Genomic DNA, 18,719 nt, shown 5'->3' with positions numbered 1-18,719 from the left:
CTGCTCCCATGAATCCCGCCTCCCGCCGCGGGAAGGCCCTGAGCGCCGCATTGGCGCTCGCCGCCGTGCTCCTGGTCTCCGGTTGCGGCTCCTCCGACACCAAGTACGACAAGACCGCCGGCTGGAGCGCCGAGCAGCTCTATGCCGACGCCAAGCAGGAAGTCGCCGCCGGCAACTGGAAAGAAGCCCGCGACCGCCTGACCGCCATCGAGAGCCGCTACCCCTTCGGCACCTATGCCCAGCAGGCCTTGATCGAGCTGGCCTATGTCAACTGGAAGGACGGCGAGAACGAACAGGCCCTGGCCGCCATCGACCGTTTCCAGCAGCTCTATCCCAACCATCCCGGCACGGACTACGTCCTCTACCTGAAGGGGCTGATCAATTTCACGCCGGCCAGCGCCTTCATGACCAATATCACCGGCCAGGATCCGGCCGAGCGCGATCCCAAGGGCCTGCGCGCGTCCTATGACGCCTTCAACGAACTGATCAAGCGCTACCCGCAAAGCAAGTACACGCCGGATGCCGAAAAGCGCATGACCTGGCTGGTCAACGCCATCGCCATGAACGAAGTGCACGTCGCGCGCTACTACTACACGCGCGGCGCCTATGTCGCGGCCATCAACCGCGCCCAGACCGTCATCACCGACTTCGAGGGCGCGCCGGCCACCGAAGAGGCGCTCTACATCATGACGCTCTCCTACGACAAGCTGGAGATGAAGCAACTCAAGGAAGATACCGAGCGCGTGCTGGACAAGAACTTCCCCAACAGCAAGTTCAAGACCGAAGGCTTCAAGGACGACAAGAGCTGGTGGAACCCCTTCCAATTCCGCTGATCGTCTGCGCAATGAACAACGGCTCCCCCAGGGAGCCGTTGTTTTTCGGGACGGGCGGGCGTCAGAGCTGCGGCGCGGGCATCACCGGATAGGGCTCGGCGGCGGGATGGGCGGCCCGCCAGGCGGCGGCCAGCGCATCGCCGCGATAGAAGGCCACGCCAGGGCGCGCGCGCAGTTCGCGCAAGAACTCGCCCACGCGGCGCGCGCGCGGCAAACGCCCCGAACCGCTGTCGCCCCGGGTATGCAGTGTCAGATTGACGTAGCCGCCGGCGCAATACTGGGCATCGGCCTCCTCGCGCCAGGCCTGGGCGGCGCGGGCGTCGCTGTGGCGCTGGGCAAAGAAACTGCTGTCGGTCAGATAATCGAACACCGGCAGCTCCACCAGGGCCGGGCCGTCGCCGTGGCCCATGACATAAGGGTTGTCGTCGTCCTGGGCGCTGCTATCGTAGGCATAGCCCGCCTCGGCCAGCGCCGGCAGCGTTGCCGCCGTCACCAGGCCGTTCAGGGCACGCCATCCCTGGCTGCTCACTCCGCTCACCCGGGCCAGGGCCTCGCGGTCACGGGCCAGCTGGTCGAGCTGCTCGGCGGCGCCGGCGCGCTCGCGCACCCAGCCGCGCACCGCCAGCTCGTGCCCGCCGTCGAGAATGGCGGCCAGCACCCGCGGATGCCGTTCCATGTCCTGCGGGACAACGAAGAAACTGGCCTTCACCCCGTTGTCTTCCAGCGCCTCGAACAGGTTCCAGATACCTTCGCGCGCGCCGTAGCGGCCGTAGGAGTAGCGGCCGAACAGACCGGCCTGGCCGGCGTTGGCCGCGTCCACCGCGTCGATGTCGACATTGATGCCCACCATCACCGGGCAAGCGGCAAGCCCTTGTTTCGCGCTCATACTCGCACCTCATCGAATTGCTCGCCGGCGCTGGCGACCCAGCGCCGGATCTCGCTCAGCGTGGCGAATCTCACGCCCTCATGACGCTGGATATGGCGCAAGGTCTCCTCGACCGCGCGCACGCGCCGCGGCGTGCCCGACCCCCAGCCGGCGCGCGGATGCACGGTCAGCATGAAGAACCCGCCGCGCGCATAACGCTCGTCGAACTCGTCGCGCCACTGCGCCTGCACTTCGGACACCGGCGTCATGGAGAAATGGAAGAACGGAAAATCGTCCAGGCTGTAGGTATTGTTGGGGATTTCGACCATGCTGCGCCCCTCCCCCAGGTCCAGCACATAAGGACGGTCCGCGTCCTTGTCGCTGCTGTCGTACTCATAGCCCAGCTCGTGCAGCACGGGTAGCGTCACGCTGGTCTTCTGGCCGGACGGCGAGCGCCAGCCACGCGGCGCCGTGCCCAGCAGATCCGACAATATGCGATGCGTCAGCCGCAGGCGCCGGGTTTCTTCGGCCGGCTCATACAGCGTACCTTCATGCACATAGCCGTGCGCGGCGACTTCGTGGCCGTCGGCATGGATGGCGCGCACGGCCTGCGGCGAGCACTGGGCGTCGTAGCCAGGCACGAAGAACGTCGCCGGGATGCCCAGGCGCTCGAGCATGTCCAAGTGGCGCGGCACCCCGCGGCGCGCCGAGTAGCGGCCGGCCGAGTGCATGCCGAAGGGCTCCAGGCCTTTGCCGACCTCATTGCCGGTGCCGTCGAAATCCACGGTATAGGCCACCACGCAGCGCGCGCCGGCCAGCGTGGCCAAGGCCTCGGGCCGGGCCGCCAAGCGGGTCAATTGGGGATATGGCATCGTTGCTCCTTGCCGGCTCAGTCGGCAAAACCGTAAGCGGTGAACTCGGCGGACACGGCCGGCAGCGCCGCGACCTCCATGAGGCGCGCGGCCGGCTGCATCACGACGGTGGCGACCGTGGCGCTCAGATTGCTGGCCAGGTTCAGCCTGGGCGGGCGGCAGACCGACCAGGGCGAAGCGAAATCGTCCAGCAAGGCGGCCTTGATGTGCGCGACCTCGATGGCGCCGCGATGCGGCTCGAGCAGCTCTCGCACGCGCGTATCCCGATACAGGGTGTCGGGCGTGGAGGCAATGCCGGTGTCGCGCAGCTTGCCCAGCGCGACGGGGCTGAGCCAATGGTTGGCATGCACCAGCAGGCCGTCGCTGGGATGCAGCAGGAAAGTCTCGTCCGGCGCGCACTCGAAGTTGACGGCCACGCCGCCCGCGTGGCTGACCATCATGTTGTTGGAGCCGGACTTGCGCGTCACATAGGCCGCGCGCATGGCCAGCGCCAGGTGCTCCTGCTCGAGGATCTTGCGCCGGATGAGGGGCAGCGGCACGCCGACCTTGCGGTAGTCCAGGCTGGACTCCAGGAAGTTGGCGGTCAGCGCGATGCCGGCTGCGTTCAGGCCCGACCGGGCCAGGCCGCCGGCCTCGGTGAACGTCAGGATGTCCGGCCCGTCCTCGCGGCGCACACGCAGCACCACGGCGGTCTCCGCGCACTCGTGCTTCCAGTCCCAGTTCTGGGCGTGCAGCAGCTGGCCGCGCGCGGTGGCGCCCGGCATGACGACCACGCCGGTGCAGCCGTCATCGACTTCGCCGGCAGCCTGCAGGCGCTCGCGCAGCGCCGGGCTGGCCGCCAGCTTGAGGACTTCGCTGCGCGCATTGAGCAGCACCACATCCTCGAACGGGATGCCAGCCCCCTCGGCGATGCCGCGCATCTCCTCGACGTGCGCGGCATCGAAACCCTCCATCACCGGCAGATAGTCGCGGATCACCGCCGCCAGCTTGGGCTGGTCCAGGCCGAGCTTCTGTATCTGCGCCGAGTAGTGGCTGACGCCCTTGACGATGCGCTCGGCGGCCTTGCGGCCGTATTGCCGGCCCCGCTCCCGCGGCGCGCCCGATATCTCGATCAATGGAAATGCCTGGGTCATAGTGTTCCTTGCATAAGGCGCGCAGCGCCCTGGTTCAGATCAATTTGGCGCGGCGCAACTGCTCGCCGCTGCTTTCATAGGCCTCGCGGGCATAGGCCGCGAAGTCCTGGGGGTCGCGATACCACGCGGGCTGGTTGAGCACGGCCAGCACCTGGGCAACCGCCGGCGCCTGCATGGCGCGCTTGAACCCCTGGTGCAGGGACGCCACGATATCGGGCGCCATGCCCTTGGGGCCCACCAGGCCCATGGGCGCGCTCAGCACGACCTCGAAACCCTGCTCGCGCGCCGTGGGCACCTGCGGCCAGGCCGCAAAACGGCTTTCGCCCAGGGCTGCCAGCAGCCGCAGTTTGCCGCTCTTGATCTGCGGCACATAAGTACCCACCGAATCGATCACGACTTCCACATGCCCGCCCATCACGGCGGTCACCATGTCCGAGCCGCTTTTGAACGGAATATGCTGGAACTTCGCGCCATAGCGGGCTTCGATATCGACCATGGACACGGGCACCAGGGTCGTGGGATCACCCGCGGCGTACTGGACCTGGCCCGGACGCTGCTGGCCGGCCCGCATGAAATCGGCAAAGGTCTTGAACGGCGAGTCGGCGCGCACCACCGCGCAGAACTCCAGGCTGGTCATGCCGATGACGTAGCTGAAGTCGGTCAACGGTGAGAACCCGATCTGCGGCTCCAGCCAAGGAGCGCGGAAGGTGGAGCCCGTGGTCATGGCCAGCGTGTAGCCATCGGGGCGCGCCCGGGCCACGACGGCGGCCGACAGCGTGCCGCCGGCCCCGGGTTTGTTCTCGACCAGGATGTTCTGGCCGAAGACCGGCGTGGCGGCCATGCTCAGGGCGCGCATGTACTGGTCCACCGTGCCGCCCGCGCCGAAGGGGCACAGCAGGATAATGGGACGGCTGGGGAAATCGGCCGCGCGCGCATGGCGGCCCAGCACGGAGGCGGCCAAGGGCGCGCCCAATGCAGCCAGCACGCGGCGGCGCCTGACGGAAAATCGGCTCGGCATAAGCATAGCTCCTGAGGGGTGCGGCTTCAGCCCGCGGTCACCTTGCCGGCCTTCACCAGCCTGCCCCACTTCTCCGACTCGCGGGCGATGAACTCGCCCATCTCCTGCGGCGTGGTGTACTGGGTTTCCAGGCCGGCCGCCTTCAAGGCATCGAAGGCGTTGCCGTCTATGGTCTTGCGGATGGCGTCGTTGAAGACCCGGAGGGCGGCATCGGGCGTGCCCGCCGGCGCCATCACCCCGCCCCAGCCTATGGCCACGATGGACGGGAAGCCGCTTTCGGCGATCGTGGGCACATCAGGCAGGACGGGCGAACGCTGCGCGCCCGTGGTCGCCAGCGCCAGTACCTTGCCCGCGCGGATGTGGGGCAGCTGGTTGATCACCGTGTCCATGAAGACCGGGAACTGCCCGCCCAGGAAATCGCTCACCGCGGCCGCGGCCGAGCGATAAGGCACGCCGGGCAGGTCCAGCCCGGCTTCGCTTTTGAGCAATTCCATGGCGAGGTGGCTGGAACTGCCATTGGCCGTGATGCCATAGAAAAACTTGCCCGGATGCTTGCGCAGCAGCGCGACCAGGTCCTTGAGCGTCTTGGCCTCGAAATCGGGGCGCACGACCAGCACATTGTTGTATTTGCAGACCAGCGAAACCGGTGCGAAATCCTTGACCGGGTCATACGGCAGGTCGGGATAGAGAAACTGGTTGACCGTATGCGTGCCGGTAATGGCAAACAGCAGACTGTGGCCATCGGGCTTGGCACGGGCGACGGCCTGGGCGCCGATGATGCCCGCGGCGCCGGGCATGTTCTTGACCACCACGGCTTGGTTGATGCCCTCGCTCAAGCCCTTGGCCGTCACGCGGGCCACCACATCGGTGCCCGCGCCCGGCCCGCCGGGCACGACCATTTCCACGGGCCCCTGGCCCGCCAGCCCTTGCGCCAGCGCCTGGCGCAGCGGCAAGGCCAGCGCCGTGGCCGCTGCCAGGCCCAGCGCCTGGCGGCGCGACATGGAAATACCGCCCAACAAAGATTTGTCCAACATGGCTTCCCCCTGCGCGATTGATCGCGTTTCTTTGGAGGCGCCACTGTGAGTCAATTCTCATAGAAAGTAAAACTAGAATATATTTTCACTATCAAAAGAAAATCTTGTGTAGGTGGGGGCATGAGCAGCATCCGCGTTTTCCGCAGTTTCGTGGCCGTGGCCACGCACGGCTCGTTCGCCGCCGCATCCGAGCATGTCAGCCTCACCCCGGCCGCCGTGGGCCTGCAGATCCAGACGCTTGAAAAGGACCTGGGCTACACCGTCTTTGACCGCGTGGGCAAGACCGTGGTGCTCAATCAGCGCGGCCACCGCCTGCTGCCGCGCGCGCGGCAATTGCTCGTGATGTATGAAGATATGCAGCATATGCAGCTTGACCAGCGGGAGCTGGCCGGCACGGTCAAGGTGGCCTGCATCGCCACGGCCATGAGCATGGTGGTGCGCGCGGTGCTGCGTATCCGCGAGCGCTACCCGCGCCTGGGCATCGAGCCCGGCATCAGCTACTCGGGCGCGCTGGTTTCGCGCATCAAGGAAGGCGAGATCGATGCGGCGGTGTCGGTACGCAGCCCGCACAAGCTACCGGCCGGCGTGCTCTACACACAGCTCTATCGCGAACCGCTGGTCTTCATCGCCAATGCCCGCACGCCCCGCGCCGATCCGCGCGAGATCCTGGCCACGCGCATGTTTCTGCGTGTATCGCGCAGCTCCAATACGGGCACGCTGATCGACGAGTTCATGCGCCGCCTGCACCTGCGCACCCACGATGTGCTGGAGATGAATGCCATGCGCACCATCATCGACATGGTCAAGGAAGACCTGGGCGTCACCTTGCTGCCCTTGCCCCGCGGCACCGATTGGGACCGCGATCCGGACCTGCGCCTGGAATACTTCGACGATCCGCAGGCGCACCGCAACATCGGCTTGTTCGAAAGCGAGAGCCGCAGCTTTCTCACCAGCATCCTGCGCGAGCATCTGCAGGACCTGGCCGCGCCGGCCGGCGCGGCTCAGTCCTCGCCCGTGTGCCGCCGGTAGAAGGCCAGGGCCTCGCCCATATCCCGGGTGCGCGCAAACGGCGGCAGGCCGCGCCATAGCCGCTTGCCATAGGGTTTTTCGACCAGCCTGGGGTCGCCCACCATCAGCACGCCCCAATCCGTCTCGGTGCGGATCAGCCGGCCGGCGCCCTGCTTGAGCGAAATGGCCGCCTCGGGCAATTGGTACTCGGCAAAGGGGTTGCCGCCCTGTGCCCGGCAGGCGCGCAAGCGCGCCTCGATGACAGGATCATCCGGCGGCGCGAAGGGCAGCTTGTCGATGGCGACCAGGGTCAGCATATCGCCGGGCAGGTCTATGCCCTCCCAGAAACTCGCGCTGCCCACCAGCACCGGATGCGCAAGGCGGGCAAACTTGTCAAGCAGGTCGCGCCGCGTGGATTGGCCTTGCTTGAGCAAGGGCCACTCATGGCCGGCGTCCTCGAAAGCCTCGGCCAGCAACTCGGCGGTCCGGTCCACCGCCCTCAAGGTGGTGCACAGCACCAGCGCCCCGCCGGGGTTGGCCTCCAGCAGGGGCAGCAGGCTGTCGACAAAGCGTTGCGCGAACTGCGGCGCCTGCGGCTCGGGCATGTCGCGCGGCACGAACAACAGGCCCTGCTCGGCATAATCGAAGGGAGACTCCCAACGGCCCGTGCGGGCATCGGACAGCCCCAACTGCCGCGTGAAGTGACCGAAATCGCCCTGCACCGACAGCGTCGCCGAGGTCAGCACCCAGGCCTGGCTGGGCTTGCGGTAGCGCGAAAATGCCTGGGCGACCGACAGCGGCGCGGCGTGCAGGCGCACATGGTGCTGGCCCTGCTCGACCCAGCGCACCGCCGGCCCGCTCCAGGACGGCGCATTCTGCGCCAGCCGCGCCATGTCGTCGGCCACCGGCGCGTTGGCGTCCTCGCCCCAGCCTTCATCGCCGCCTTGCCGTGGCGGCGTGGCCCAGCGCGCCAGCTTCACACAGAGATCGGCGCCCTGCCGCGCCGCGGCCGCCAGATCGGGGTGTTTTTCCGCCACCTGGGCCAGGGCCCGCGTGGCCGCGTCCAGCACGCCGCGCAATTGCGCCAGCGCCGCGTCGAAGACCTCGGGCTCGGGCACGGCTTCGAAGGTGGCCTTACGCCCCGGCATGCGCTCGAGCGGCGCGCAGACCAGGCGCAATTCGCGCGCGGCCGTCTCGACCTGCCGGCTGACATCGCTCCACTTGGCGGCCTCGCGCGCATAGGCCAGGCCGGCGGCCTCCAGCGCGCGCGAGAAATCCAGCAACTGGTGCGTCGACACACTGCTGCCCAGAAAGCGCGTGGCCGTATCGGGCAGCTGATGCGCCTCATCGAAAATCACCGTGTCGACTTCGGGCAGCAGGTCGGTCACGCCTTCCTCGCGCAAGACCAGGTCGGCCATGAACAAGGCGTGGTTGACCACCACGATGTCGGCCTCCTGGGCCTGGCGCCGCGCCTTGACAACAAAGCAGTCGCGGATGCGCGGGCACTCCTGGCCCAGGCAGTTCTCGCGCGTGGACGTCACGCGATGCCAGATATCGGCGTCCTCGGGGATCTGCGCTAGGTCGGCGCGGTCGCCCGTCTTGGAAATGCCGGCAAAGACCTGGATCTGGCGCAATTGGGCGATTTCGCTGCGCGACTTCAGCGCCCGTTCGTCGCCCTGCATGCGGTCCAGGTGATAGTGGCAGACATAATTGCCCCGGCCTTTGAGCAGCGCCGCCGTCACCGGCGCGGCCAGCGCGGCGCGCACCTTGGGCAGGTCGCGCGCGTAGAGCTGGTCTTGCAGGGTGCGCGTGCCCGTGGATATCAAGACCTTGCCGCCCTGCACGATGGCCGGCACCAGATAGGCCCAGGTCTTGCCCGTGCCCGTGCCCGCCTCGGCGACCAGCGTGGCGCGGTCGGCCATGGCGCGCTCGATGGCCTGGGCCAGCTCGACCTGGGCATGGCGGGGCCGGTAGCCGGGCATGGCCTGGGCCAGCGGGCCGTCGGCATCGAAAAATTCTGAAATATCCAGGTCCAGCATCGGGAATGACATGCGCTAAATTGGATGCCATATTAACGCGCCGCCAGGGTCCCGTCCCCGAGCGGATGCGGACCGGATTGCGCCACCCGCCCTGCTTGGCACAGGTGGCTTGTGGCACAATCCGGCCCTTGCTTACCCCTCTTTTTCCCTTGTCGACGTATCGAGATGTCTGAAACTTCCGCCCTCACGAACGCCGCGCCGGGCGTCGATCACGCCCGGATCATCGAGCAGCTCGCCACCGAATTGACGGTGCGCGCCAGCCAGGTGGCCGCGGCCGTGGAACTGCTGGACGATGGCGCCACCGTGCCCTTCATCGCGCGCTACCGCAAGGAAGCCACCGGCGGCCTGGATGACGGCGCCCTGCGCACGCTTGAAGTCCGCCTGTCCTATTTGCGCGAGCTCGAAGAGCGCCGCCTGGCCATCCTGGACTCCATCCATCAGCAGGGCAAGCTGACCCCCGAACTGCAACAGGAAATTGCCAGCGCCGACACCAAGCAGCGCCTGGAAGACCTCTACGCCCCCTACAAACCCAAGCGCCGCACGCGCGCCCAGATCGCGCGCGAAGCCGGCCTGGAGCCGCTGGCCGACGCCATCCTGGCCGACACGGCCTGCGACCCGGCGGCGCTGGCCGCGCAGTATCTCAATCCCGAAGCGGGGGTCAACGACGCCAAGGCCGCGCTGGACGGCGCGCGCGACATCCTGGCCGAACGCTTTGCCGAGAACGCCGACCTGCTGGCCAATATGCGCGAATACATCTGGTCCACGGGCCTGCTGTACTCCAAGATGGTCGACGGCAAGGAAGCCGAGGGAGCCAATTTCCGCGACTGGTTCGATTTCAACGAGCCCCTGCGCACCCTGCCCTCGCACCGCGTGCTGGCGCTCATGCGCGGCCGCCAGCAAGGCGTGCTGGAATTGCGCGTGGGCCTGCAGGAAGAACTCGAGGCCCAGACGCCCCACCCCTGCGTGGCGCGCATCGCCGGCTTCCTGAAGCTGGGCAACGACCTGTTCGCGCTGGATGCCTCGCCGCGCGCGCGCTGGCTGGGCGAGGTCTGCCGCTGGACCTGGCGCGTCAAGCTGCTCACGGCCTTCGAGAGCGAATTCTTCGGGCGCCTGCGCGAAGACGCCGAAGCCGAGGCCATCCGGGTCTTCGCCGCCAATCTCAAGGATCTGCTGCTGGCCGCGCCAGCCGGCCCCAAGACCGTGCTGGGCCTGGATCCTGGCATCCGCACGGGCTGCAAGATCGCCGTCATCGACCGCACCGGCAAGGTGGTGGACACCGCCACCGTCTACCCCTTCGAACCGCGCATGGACCGCAAGGGCACCATCAACACGCTGGCCGCGCTGTGCGCCAAGCACAAGGTCGAGCTCATCGCCATCGGCAACGGCACGGCCTCGCGCGAAAGCGAAAAGCTGGTGGCCGACATGATGAGCCAGTTCCCCGAACTTTCGCTCACCCGCGTCGTGGTGTCCGAAGCCGGCGCCTCGGTCTACTCCGCCTCCGAGGTGGCCGCGCTTGAATTCCCCGACCTGGACGTGACCCTGCGCGGCGCGGTGTCCATCGCCCGCCGCCTGCAGGATCCGCTGGCCGAGCTGGTCAAGATCGACCCCAAGGCCATCGGCGTGGGCCAGTACCAGCATGACGTCAACCAGCGCGAGCTGGCCCGCTCGCTGGACGCCGTGGTCGAGGACTGCGTCAACGCCGTGGGCGTGGACGTCAACACCGCCTCGGCCGCCCTGCTAGCACGTGTCTCGGGCCTGAACAGCTCGCTGGCCAAGAACATCGTCAGCTGGCGCGACGAAAATGGCGCCTTCCCCACGCGCGAGACCCTGCGCAAGGTGCCGCGCTTCGGCGACAAGGCCTTCGAACAGGCGGCCGGCTTTCTGCGCATCCCCGGCGGCGAAAACCCGCTGGACGCCTCGGCCGTCCACCCCGAAGCCTATCCCGTGGTCGAGCGCATCGTGGCCCGCATCCAGGCCGACGTGCGGCAGATCATCGGCCAGCGCGAGGCGCTCAAGGGCGTCTCGCCGGCCGATTTCACCGATGAGCGCTTCGGCCTGCCCACGGTGCGCGACATCTTCGCCGAACTGGAAAAACCCGGCCGCGATCCGCGCCCCGAGTTCAAGACGGCCCAATTCAAGGAAGGCGTCGAGACCCTCAACGACCTGCACCCCGGCATGCTGCTCGAAGGCGTGGTCACCAACGTGGCCAACTTCGGCGCCTTTGTCGACATCGGCGTGCATCAGGATGGCCTGGTGCACATCTCCGCGCTGGCCGAGAAATTCGTCAAGGATCCGCGCGACGTCGTGCGCGTAGGCCAGACCGTGACGGTCAAGGTGCTGGAGGTCGACGTGCAGCGCAAGCGCGTAGCGCTCACCATGCGTCTTAATGATGCCGCCGAACCGCGCCGCGCCGCGGCCCCGCGCAACGAACGCGGCAACGCCGGCGCCCAACGCGGCGGCCCCCGCCGCAACGATGGCGGCGGCGCGCGCAGCGCCCCGCCTGCCAACAGCGCCATGGCCGACGCCTTCGCCAAGCTCAAGCGCTAAGCGCCACGAAAAAAAATCCGCCCCTGGGCCCAGGGGCGGATTTTTCTTGGAGCCGCGGTTTTTATTCCTGGCGCAGGCTGGCCAGGGCCTGCCGCACCTTGTCGGCCTGACCCGGGCCGCGGGCCACCACGGCGCCGTCCAGCAGGATTTCCACGCCGCCGTCCTGCTCACGCAGCTGGGCATCGGCCAGGCGCCGCATGAGGGCGCCGGCCTCCTTGGGATCGGCGTGGCGGTCCGACAGCAGCAATTCTTCACCGTCCGCGGCCAGCAGGCGGAAGCGGAAGCTGCCGTCGGTGTCGCGGAAACTGACAAAGCGGGCGTCCTTGGCGGCGGCCTTTTTGCCGGCGCCCTTGCCGGCCGCCTGGCCCGCGCCCAGGGTGCGCAGGCCTACGGCGTCGCGCAGGCGCGCCATGAGGGGGCTGGCCAGCTTGCGCGCCTTGCTCGCGCCGGCCTGCAGGATGTCCTCGATGCGTGCCGGATTGGCCATCAATTCGTTGTACTTCTCGCGCATGGGAGCAATATCGCGTTCCAGGCGGTCGCCCAGGACCTGCTTGGCATCCCCCCAGCCCAGGCCGGTCTCGAGCTCGCGGCGGAAGGCGGCGATCTCGTCCGGCTGGGCAAAGGCGCGATACAGCGTGAACAGATGCGAGGCCTCGGCGTCCTTGGGCTCGCCCGGCTGGCGCGAATCGGTCACGATGCGCGAAATCGCGCCGCGCAAGGCCTTGGCGCCGCCTTCGAACAGAGGAATAGTGTTGTTGTAGCTCTTGGACATCTTGCGGCCGTCCAGGCCAGGCAGCGTCGCGACCTCTTCTTCGACCTGCACTTCCGGCAGCACAAAGAAATCGCCCTGGTACAGGTGATTGAAGCGCTGGGCGATGTCGCGGGCCATTTCCAGGTGCTGCACCTGGTCGCGTCCGACCGGCACCTTGTGCGCATTGAACAGCAGGATGTCCGCGGCCATGAGCACCGGATAGGAGAACAGGCCCATGGTCACGCCGTCATCGGGCTCCACTCCCTTGGCCTCGTTCTGGTCCACGGCGGCCTTGTAGGCATGCGCGCGGTTCATCAGGCCCTTGGCCGTCACACAGGTCAGGAACCAGCAGAGTTCGGTCGTCTCCGGGATATCGGACTGGCGATAGAAAGTCACGCGCTCCGGGTCCAGGCCGGCGGCCAGCCAGGTCGCGGCGATCTCCAGGCGCGAGCGCGCCACGCGGGCCGGGTCATCGCACTTGATCAGGGCGTGATAGTCCGCCAGGAAGAAGAAAGCGTCCACGCCAGGCTGTTCGCTGGCGCGCACCGCGGGGCGGATGGCGCCCGCATAATTGCCCAGGTGGGGGGTGCCGGTGGTGGTGATGCCCGTAAGAACGCGAATAGTCATGAGACGAAAAAGTAAGCGGCCGAAGACAGAACAAGCCCCCAGTTTACCGTGCCAGGCTTGCCAGGGCGGCAAACAGGGGGGCCGCGGCCAGGCAGGCCCCGCCTGTCCCCAAGGCCAGGCGCGGGCGGTAGGCCATGATCCAGATGAGCAAAAGGCCCGCCAGGGTGAGCATGCCGGTCCAGAGCACGATGCCATAGGACCAGCCGTCGATCCGCGCGCACAGCACAAGCGACAAGGCCAGGATCAGGGCGCCGGCCGTCCTCAGGGCGCGGCGCAGGCCGGTCCGCAACCCACGATCGAAGACCTCCTCGAAATGACGTTCCATGGCCATGGAGAGCACGCAGAAACCGCCATAGGCCAGGCAGAAAGCGGCGGCGTTCATCCCTGTCCCTCCAGCGCGCGCGCCTCGATGGCGGCGCGCGAGGGACGCGGTGCGGCGGCCTTGCCGCGCGCGCAACGGCGCGCGACCCAGGCCAGCAAAAGCCCCGTGGCGAGGCAGCTGAGGTCGAAGCCGGCCATGACCCAATCGCCGGCGCGCAAGGACACGCCCAGGTGGCGCGAAGTCGTCATGGCGTTGACCGCCGGCAGCAGCGCGAAGGCCAGCGCGGCCAGCGCCAACAAGTCGCGCCATTTGCTGCGGTAGCGGACGAAGGCATAGGCGAGGCTCGCGCCCCAGGCGATGAAAAAGCTGCGCGACTCCCATAGCTCATGCTTGGGCAGGTCCAGCGGCAGAAGCCGGTTGGCGAGAAAAAAAGCCGCCACGCCCAGGCATACCCCGGCCACCGTGCCGGCATTCAAGGCGTCGATCACCCGCAAGGACAGCGTGTCGCCCCGCCCCGCCGGCAGCTTCTGGCGGCGCTTGGCGACCCAGAGCACCAGGCCGGTGCCTACCATGGCCGTGCCGGCCAGGCTCACCAGAAAGTACAGCCAGCGCAGGACCGGCTGGGCGAACAAGCCCAGATGCAGCCCGACGATGGTCCCTGCCGTCGTGGCCACGGCGCTTTCGGCCTCGCGGCTGACGCGCATCTGGCCCGTGACGCCGTCAAAGGACACCGTGGGCGCCAGGCGCCCATAAGAGACGCGGTCGGCGGTCGAACGCGACACCGTCACCACCGCCCCGGCATCGCCCGGATGGTTGACGACCAGGCGGCCGGCCTGCCCGCCTGGCCAGCGCTCCTCGGCCGCCTGCACCAGCGGCGCCAGCGGCGTAAGGGGCGCGGCCGTCTTCTGCGCCGGCGTCAGCGCGAAAGCCGGAAAGAGCTCATCGAAATAGGCCCGCTCATTGTCGTAGGCGGCCACGATGCCGGCCGGCATCAGCATGGCCATGAAAAGCACCAGGCCGCTGAAAGTGATCATCAGATGGAACGGCAGGCCCAGCACCGACAAGGCGTTGTGGCCGTCCATCCAGGCGCGCTGCCCGCCCTTGCGCGGCCGGAAAGTAAAGAAATCCGTGAAGATCTTTTTGTGCGTGATAACGCCGCTGATGATGGCCACGAGCATGAACATGCCGGCGATGCTGGCCAGCCAGCGTCCCCACGGAAAGCCCATTTCGAGTTCGAAATGGAAGCGATAGAAAAATTCGCCGCCCCTCGTGGCGCGGGCGGAGATTTCCTGCCCCGTGGCGGGATCGAGCTGTACGCGCTTGAAGGCGCGCTCGCCCGGCGGCGGCTTGGGACGCTGGTAGGAGACCGAGATGAAAGGCTCGCGCGGCGTCGGGATGCTGATGAACCAGCGCGTGGCATCGGCGGCATGCTCGCGCAGATAGCGTTCGGCGGTCTCGACCGACTTGAGCGGCGAGGCCATCTGCGAGGTGATTTCAGGCTGCATCCACCGAGTGATCTCGGGCCGGAAAAACGCCAGCGAGCCCGTCAGGAACATGGCGAACAGCACCCATCCGAAAATCAGCCCCGACCAGGTGTGCAGCCAGGACATGGCTTGGCGCAGGCCCTCGGCCTGCCGGCGGGCGGGTTTGGCGGCCGTCATCGCGCCCCCAGCCAGTACAGCCCGGCCAGCAACAGCGCCGGCGCCATGACGCCAGCCCAGGCGCGCCAGGCGCTATAAGTCGCGAACACCCAGATCACCGCGCAGGCATAGACCACGAACGACAGCATTTGCGCCGTGACCACGGCATCGACGCGCGGCAGCGGCAGCCAGACGGCCAGGCAGGCCGCGGCGGCCGACGCCAGCACATAGCCGCCGCCGATGGCGGCCACGGCGCGGGAGGCCACGGCAAGACGGTAGCGCAGCAGGCCCGCGCCGGTATTGGGAGCTTTCACATTGATGCCAAGGAAGAGGAGGCCGATGCCATTTAAAGGAACCTGCAAATTATAATCATTCCTAATTGCAATGATCCAGACATGACCTCCCCTCCCCCGCCGGACCTGCCGCCGCCGCGCAAAAAACCCCGCGAAGGCGGGGTGCGGGTCAGAGCGTGCCGATCTGCCGGCGTTCGGACTCCAGGTATTCGCGCGACTGCATCTCCAGGATGCGCGACACCGTGCGATGGAACTCGTTGGCCAGCGCGCCTTGCGTGTAAAGCTCCTCGGGCGGACATTCGGCCGACATGATGAGCTTGACCTTGTGGTCGTAGAAGACGTCGATCAGCCAGGTGAAGCGGCGCGCCTCGGAAGCCTGCCGCGGCCCCATGCGCGGCACATCCGAAAGAATGACCGCATGGAAGCGGTTGGCCAGCTCGAGGTAGTCGTTCTGCGAGCGCGGGCCGCCGCAAAGCGTGGCGAAGTCGAACCACACCACGGAGCCGGCCAGCGCCTGGGCGCGGATTTCGCGATGCTCGATATGCAGCACGGGATCCTGGGGCGCCGTATCGGCCAGCTTGCCGAAGGCCTCGTCCAGCGCCTGGCGCGAGGCGGCATCCAGCGGGTAATGATACGACTGCACTTGCTCCAGCGAACGGCGCCGGTAATCGATGCCCGAATCCACGTTCAGCACGTCCATGCGACTTTGGATCAGCTCGATGGCCGGCAGGATGCGGTCGCGATGCAGCCCCTCGGGATAGAGGGTCGAGGGCTCGTAGTTCGAGGTCATGACGAAGGACGTGCCGTACTCGAACAGCTTGAGCAGCAGCCGGTACAGAATCATCGCATCGGCCACGTCGGAGACGTGGAACTCATCGAAGCAAATGAGGCGGTAGCGCTTGGCCACCCGCCGCGCCACTTCGTCGAGAGGGTCTTGCATGCCCTTGACGTTCTCGAGCTCGCGGTGCACGCCGCGCATGAATTCATGGAAGTGCAGGCGCGTCTTGCGCACCACCGGGACGGTGGCATAGAAGGCATCCATGAGGAAGCTCTTGCCGCGGCCCACGCCCCCCCACAGATAGACGCCGCGCGGGACGTCCGGACGGTTCAGGAGCTTTTTCAGGGCATTGGAGCGCATCGCCTTGAAGCGCACCCAGTCGTCGTAGTACTTCTGCAGGCGGTCGACGGCGCGCAATTGCGCCTCGTCCGGCTTGTAGCCCCGTTCGGCCAGGGCGTTCTCGTAGTATTCGCGGGCGTTCATGTCGGAAATCTAAGAGCGCAAACGCCGCCAACCCTTGCGGATTGACGGCGTCGCGATGGATCAGGACGCGAGCGGAATCAGAAATTCAGCGTGCGCTTGTCCACCGCCAGGGCGGCTTCCTTGACGGCTTCGGACAGCGTCGGGTGCGCATGGCAGATGCGCGCGATGTCTTCGGCAGCGCCGCGGAATTCCATGATAGTCACGGCTTCGGAGATCAGCTCGGAAGCCATGGGACCGATGATGTGCACGCCCAGGACCTCGTCGGTCTTGGCATCGGCGATCACCTTGGCAAAGCCCGTGGTGTCGCCGATGGCGCGCGCGCGGCCGTTGGCCATGAAGGGGAAGGAGCCGGCCTTGTACTCGCGGCCTTCGGCCTTGAGCTGCTGCTCGGTCTTGCCCACCCAGGCGATTTCCGGCGAGGTGTAGATGACCCAGGGCACGGTGGCGAAGTTGACATGGCCATGCTGGCCGGCGATGCGCTCGGCCACGGCAACGCCTTCTTCCTCGGCCTTGTGCGCCAGCATGGGGCCGCGCACCACGTCGCCCACCGCCCAGACGTTGGGCAGGTTGGTCTTGCAGTCGCCGTCCACGGCGATGAAACCGCGCTCGTCCAGCTTGAGGCCGACCGCTTCGGCGTTCAGGCCACCGGTATAGGGCACGCGGCCGATCGAGACGATCAGCTTGTCGACCACCAGCTTCTGCTCGCCGCCCTTGGCGTCGGTGTAGGGAATGGTGATGGACTTGGCGGTCGCCTTGATCTCGCCGATCTTCACGCCGGTCTGGATGTCCAGGCCCTGCTTGGTGAAGGCTTTCAGGGCCTCCTTGGCGACCTGCTGGTCAGCGGCGGCCAGGAACTCCGGCATGGCTTCCAGGATGGTGACTTCGGCGCCCAGGCGACGCCACACGCTGCCCATTTCCAGGCCGATCACGCCGGCGCCGATCACGCCCAGCTTCTTGGGCACGGCCGACAGGTTCAGCGCGCCATCGTTGGACAGCACGTTCTTTTCGTCGAAGGGCAGGCCCGGCAGCTCGCGCGCCGACGAACCGGTGGCCACGACGACATGCTTGGCCACGAGGTCTTCTTCGGCGGTGCCGGTGACCTTGATGGCCCAGCCGCCCTCGACCTGGCCGGCGAAGGCGCCCTTGCCATGGAAGAAGGTGACTTTGTTCTTCTTGAAGAGGAACAGGATGCCGTCGTTGTTCTGCTTGACGACCTTGTTCTTGCGGCCGATCAGCGTATCCAGGTTCAGCTTGACATCCTTGACCTCGATGCCGTGCTCGGCGAAGTGGTGGTTGACCTCTTCGTAGTTTTCCGAGGACTGCAGGAGCGCCTTGGACGGGATGCAGCCGACGTTGGTGCAGGTGCCGCCGGGAGCGGCACCGCCGTCGCCATTCTGCCAGGCGTCGATGCAGGCCACCGACATGCCGAGTTGAGCGGCGCGGATCGCGGCGATATAGCCGCCGGGGCCGGCGCCGATGACGACGACGTCGAATTGTTTGGACATAGTGTTCTCGCGGGGGAAATAGGAAGGAAGACGGGCCGGGCGCGCACGCCCGGCCCCGCCCGAAGCCGGATTACAGGTCCAGCAGCAGGCGTTGCGGGTCTTCCAGCGCTTCCTTCATGGCGACCAGGCCCAGCACGGCTTCGCGGCCGTCGATGATGCGGTGGTCGTAGGACATGGCCAGGTAGTTCATCGGGCGGATGACGATCTGGCCGTTCTCGACAACCGGACGCTCCTTGGTGGCGTGCACGCCCAGGATGGCCGATTGCGGCGGGTTGATGATCGGGGTCGACAACATCGAACCGAACACGCCGCCGTTGGAGATGGAGAACGTGCCGCCGGTCATTTCTTCGATGCCCAGCTTGCCGTCGGCGGCGCGCTTGCCGAAGTCGGCGATGGTCTTCTCGATTTCAGCGATGGTCAGCTGGTCGGCGTTGCGCAGGATGGGCACCACCAGGCCACGCGGGCTGCCGACAGCGATACCGATGTCGAAATAGCCGTGGTAGATGATGTCCTTGCCGTCGACCGAGGCGTTGATGACCGGGTATTTCTTGAGGGCGGCCACGGCGGCCTTCACGAAGAAGGACATGAAGCCCAGCTTGACGCCGTGTTCCTTCTCGAACTTGTCCTTGTACTTGTTGCGCAGGTCGATGACGGCCTGCATGTTGACCTCGTTGAAGGTCGTCAGGATGGCGTTTTCTTGTTGCGATTGCAGCAGGCGCTCGGCCACGCGGGCACGCAGGCGGCTCATGGGCACGCGCTGCTCCGGACGGCCGTCCAGCGACAGCGTCGGGGGCGCGACCGGGGCGGCCGGGGCCTTGGCGGGCGCGGCGCCGGCGGCCAGGGCATCGCCCTTGGTCACACGGCCGTCGCGGCCGCTGCCGGCCACGTTGGCGGCGTCCACGCCCTTCTCGGCGAGGATCTTGGCGGCGGCGGGCGAAGCCACGCCGGCGGCCGAGGTGCTGGCGGCGGCC

The 18,719-nt window shown here is 67.2% G+C and carries 16 protein-coding genes; 3 read left to right on the top strand and 13 right to left on the bottom strand.

Going from position 1 to position 18,719, the window contains the following annotated elements:
- Positions 1 to 8 precede the first annotated feature (8 nt).
- The gene (locus tag AXA74_RS17290) at positions 9 to 833 is read left to right on the top strand and encodes an outer membrane protein assembly factor BamD (protein WP_048940230.1); all 825 of its coding nucleotides are present in this window, start codon (positions 9 to 11) and stop codon (positions 831 to 833) included.
- Positions 834 to 894: 61 nt separating this feature from the next.
- On the opposite strand, the gene AXA74_RS17285 is transcribed toward AXA74_RS17290, so the two are convergent.
- Genes AXA74_RS17285 through AXA74_RS17265 form a run of 5 tightly spaced genes read right to left on the bottom strand, consistent with a single transcriptional unit; the run spans position 895 to position 5,755 of the window.
- A complete protein-coding gene (locus AXA74_RS17285) occupies positions 895 to 1,719 on the bottom strand; it encodes a polysaccharide deacetylase family protein (RefSeq protein ID WP_080700556.1) in 825 nt (274 codons plus the stop codon).
- On the bottom strand, positions 1,716 to 2,570 hold the full coding sequence (locus tag AXA74_RS17280) for a polysaccharide deacetylase family protein (RefSeq protein WP_048940232.1): 855 nt from the start codon (positions 2,568 to 2,570) through the stop codon (positions 1,716 to 1,718). Before AXA74_RS17280 ends, AXA74_RS17285 begins: the two co-directional genes overlap by 4 nt.
- Positions 2,571 to 2,587: 17 nt before the next feature.
- Positions 2,588 to 3,703 (bottom strand): C45 family autoproteolytic acyltransferase/hydolase, encoded by a 1,116-nt coding sequence (locus AXA74_RS17275; protein ID WP_029578612.1) that lies wholly within the window; start codon positions 3,701 to 3,703, stop codon positions 2,588 to 2,590.
- A 34-nt stretch (positions 3,704 to 3,737) separates the two neighbouring features.
- A complete protein-coding gene (locus AXA74_RS17270; RefSeq protein WP_032978165.1) occupies positions 3,738 to 4,721 on the bottom strand; it encodes a Bug family tripartite tricarboxylate transporter substrate binding protein in 984 nt (327 codons plus the stop codon).
- Between the two features lie 26 nt (positions 4,722 to 4,747).
- Positions 4,748 to 5,755, bottom strand: a complete 1,008-nt coding sequence (locus AXA74_RS17265; protein ID WP_048940233.1) for a Bug family tripartite tricarboxylate transporter substrate binding protein — start codon at positions 5,753 to 5,755, stop codon at positions 4,748 to 4,750.
- Positions 5,756 to 5,875: 120 nt separating this feature from the next.
- Here AXA74_RS17265 and AXA74_RS17260 point away from each other — a divergent pair, with 120 nt between their 5' ends.
- On the top strand, positions 5,876 to 6,784 hold the full coding sequence (locus AXA74_RS17260; protein WP_029578615.1) for a LysR substrate-binding domain-containing protein: 909 nt from the start codon (positions 5,876 to 5,878) through the stop codon (positions 6,782 to 6,784).
- On the opposite strand, the gene AXA74_RS17255 is transcribed toward AXA74_RS17260, so the two are convergent.
- Positions 6,757 to 8,802 (bottom strand): ATP-dependent DNA helicase, encoded by a 2,046-nt coding sequence (locus tag AXA74_RS17255; RefSeq protein WP_032955832.1) that lies wholly within the window; start codon positions 8,800 to 8,802, stop codon positions 6,757 to 6,759. The two genes, AXA74_RS17260 and AXA74_RS17255, sit on opposite strands and share 28 nt — an antisense overlap.
- A 165-nt stretch (positions 8,803 to 8,967) precedes the next feature.
- On the opposite strand from AXA74_RS17255, the gene tex reads away from it, so the two are divergent.
- Positions 8,968 to 11,349, top strand: a complete 2,382-nt coding sequence (tex, locus tag AXA74_RS17250) for an RNA-binding transcriptional accessory protein Tex (protein ID WP_029578617.1) — start codon at positions 8,968 to 8,970, stop codon at positions 11,347 to 11,349.
- A 61-nt stretch (positions 11,350 to 11,410) separates the two neighbouring features.
- Here the strand turns inward: tex and AXA74_RS17245 are convergent, their stop codons facing one another.
- The 7 genes from AXA74_RS17245 to odhB all read right to left on the bottom strand — a co-directional run.
- A complete protein-coding gene (locus AXA74_RS17245; RefSeq protein WP_029578618.1) occupies positions 11,411 to 12,727 on the bottom strand; it encodes a tryptophan--tRNA ligase in 1,317 nt (438 codons plus the stop codon).
- Between the two features lie 43 nt (positions 12,728 to 12,770).
- Positions 12,771 to 13,109, bottom strand: coding sequence for a DUF3325 domain-containing protein (locus AXA74_RS17240; protein ID WP_029578619.1), 339 nt, complete (start codon positions 13,107 to 13,109; stop codon positions 12,771 to 12,773).
- The gene (locus tag AXA74_RS17235) at positions 13,106 to 14,710 is read right to left on the bottom strand and encodes a PepSY-associated TM helix domain-containing protein (RefSeq protein WP_029578620.1); all 1,605 of its coding nucleotides are present in this window, start codon (positions 14,708 to 14,710) and stop codon (positions 13,106 to 13,108) included. The genes AXA74_RS17240 and AXA74_RS17235 overlap by 4 nt, the downstream gene beginning before the upstream one ends.
- Positions 14,707 to 15,003: a DUF3649 domain-containing protein gene (locus tag AXA74_RS17230; RefSeq protein ID WP_029578621.1), complete on the bottom strand. Its 297-nt coding sequence runs from the start codon at positions 15,001 to 15,003 to the stop codon at positions 14,707 to 14,709. Before AXA74_RS17230 ends, AXA74_RS17235 begins: the two co-directional genes overlap by 4 nt.
- A gap of 148 nt (positions 15,004 to 15,151) precedes the next feature.
- Complete coding sequence (gene zapE, locus AXA74_RS17225; protein WP_029578622.1) at positions 15,152 to 16,243, bottom strand: cell division protein ZapE; 1,092 nt, start codon at positions 16,241 to 16,243, stop codon at positions 15,152 to 15,154.
- A gap of 77 nt (positions 16,244 to 16,320) precedes the next feature.
- Entirely contained in the window at positions 16,321 to 17,748 is a 1,428-nt protein-coding gene (gene lpdA / locus AXA74_RS17220) for a dihydrolipoyl dehydrogenase (protein ID WP_029578623.1), read from the bottom strand.
- Positions 17,749 to 17,818: 70 nt separating this feature from the next.
- A partial coding sequence (gene odhB / locus AXA74_RS17215; RefSeq protein ID WP_060833235.1) for a 2-oxoglutarate dehydrogenase complex dihydrolipoyllysine-residue succinyltransferase occupies positions 17,819 to 18,719 on the bottom strand: 901 nt, incomplete at its 5' end.

Origin of the sequence: Bordetella hinzii LMG 13501, assembly GCF_001548475.1 — a bacterium.
Taxonomy (GTDB): domain Bacteria; phylum Pseudomonadota; class Gammaproteobacteria; order Burkholderiales; family Burkholderiaceae_B; genus Bordetella; species Bordetella hinzii.
The sequence above is the reverse complement of the archived record's forward strand: the minus strand, read 5'-3'. Positions and strand labels throughout refer to the sequence as shown.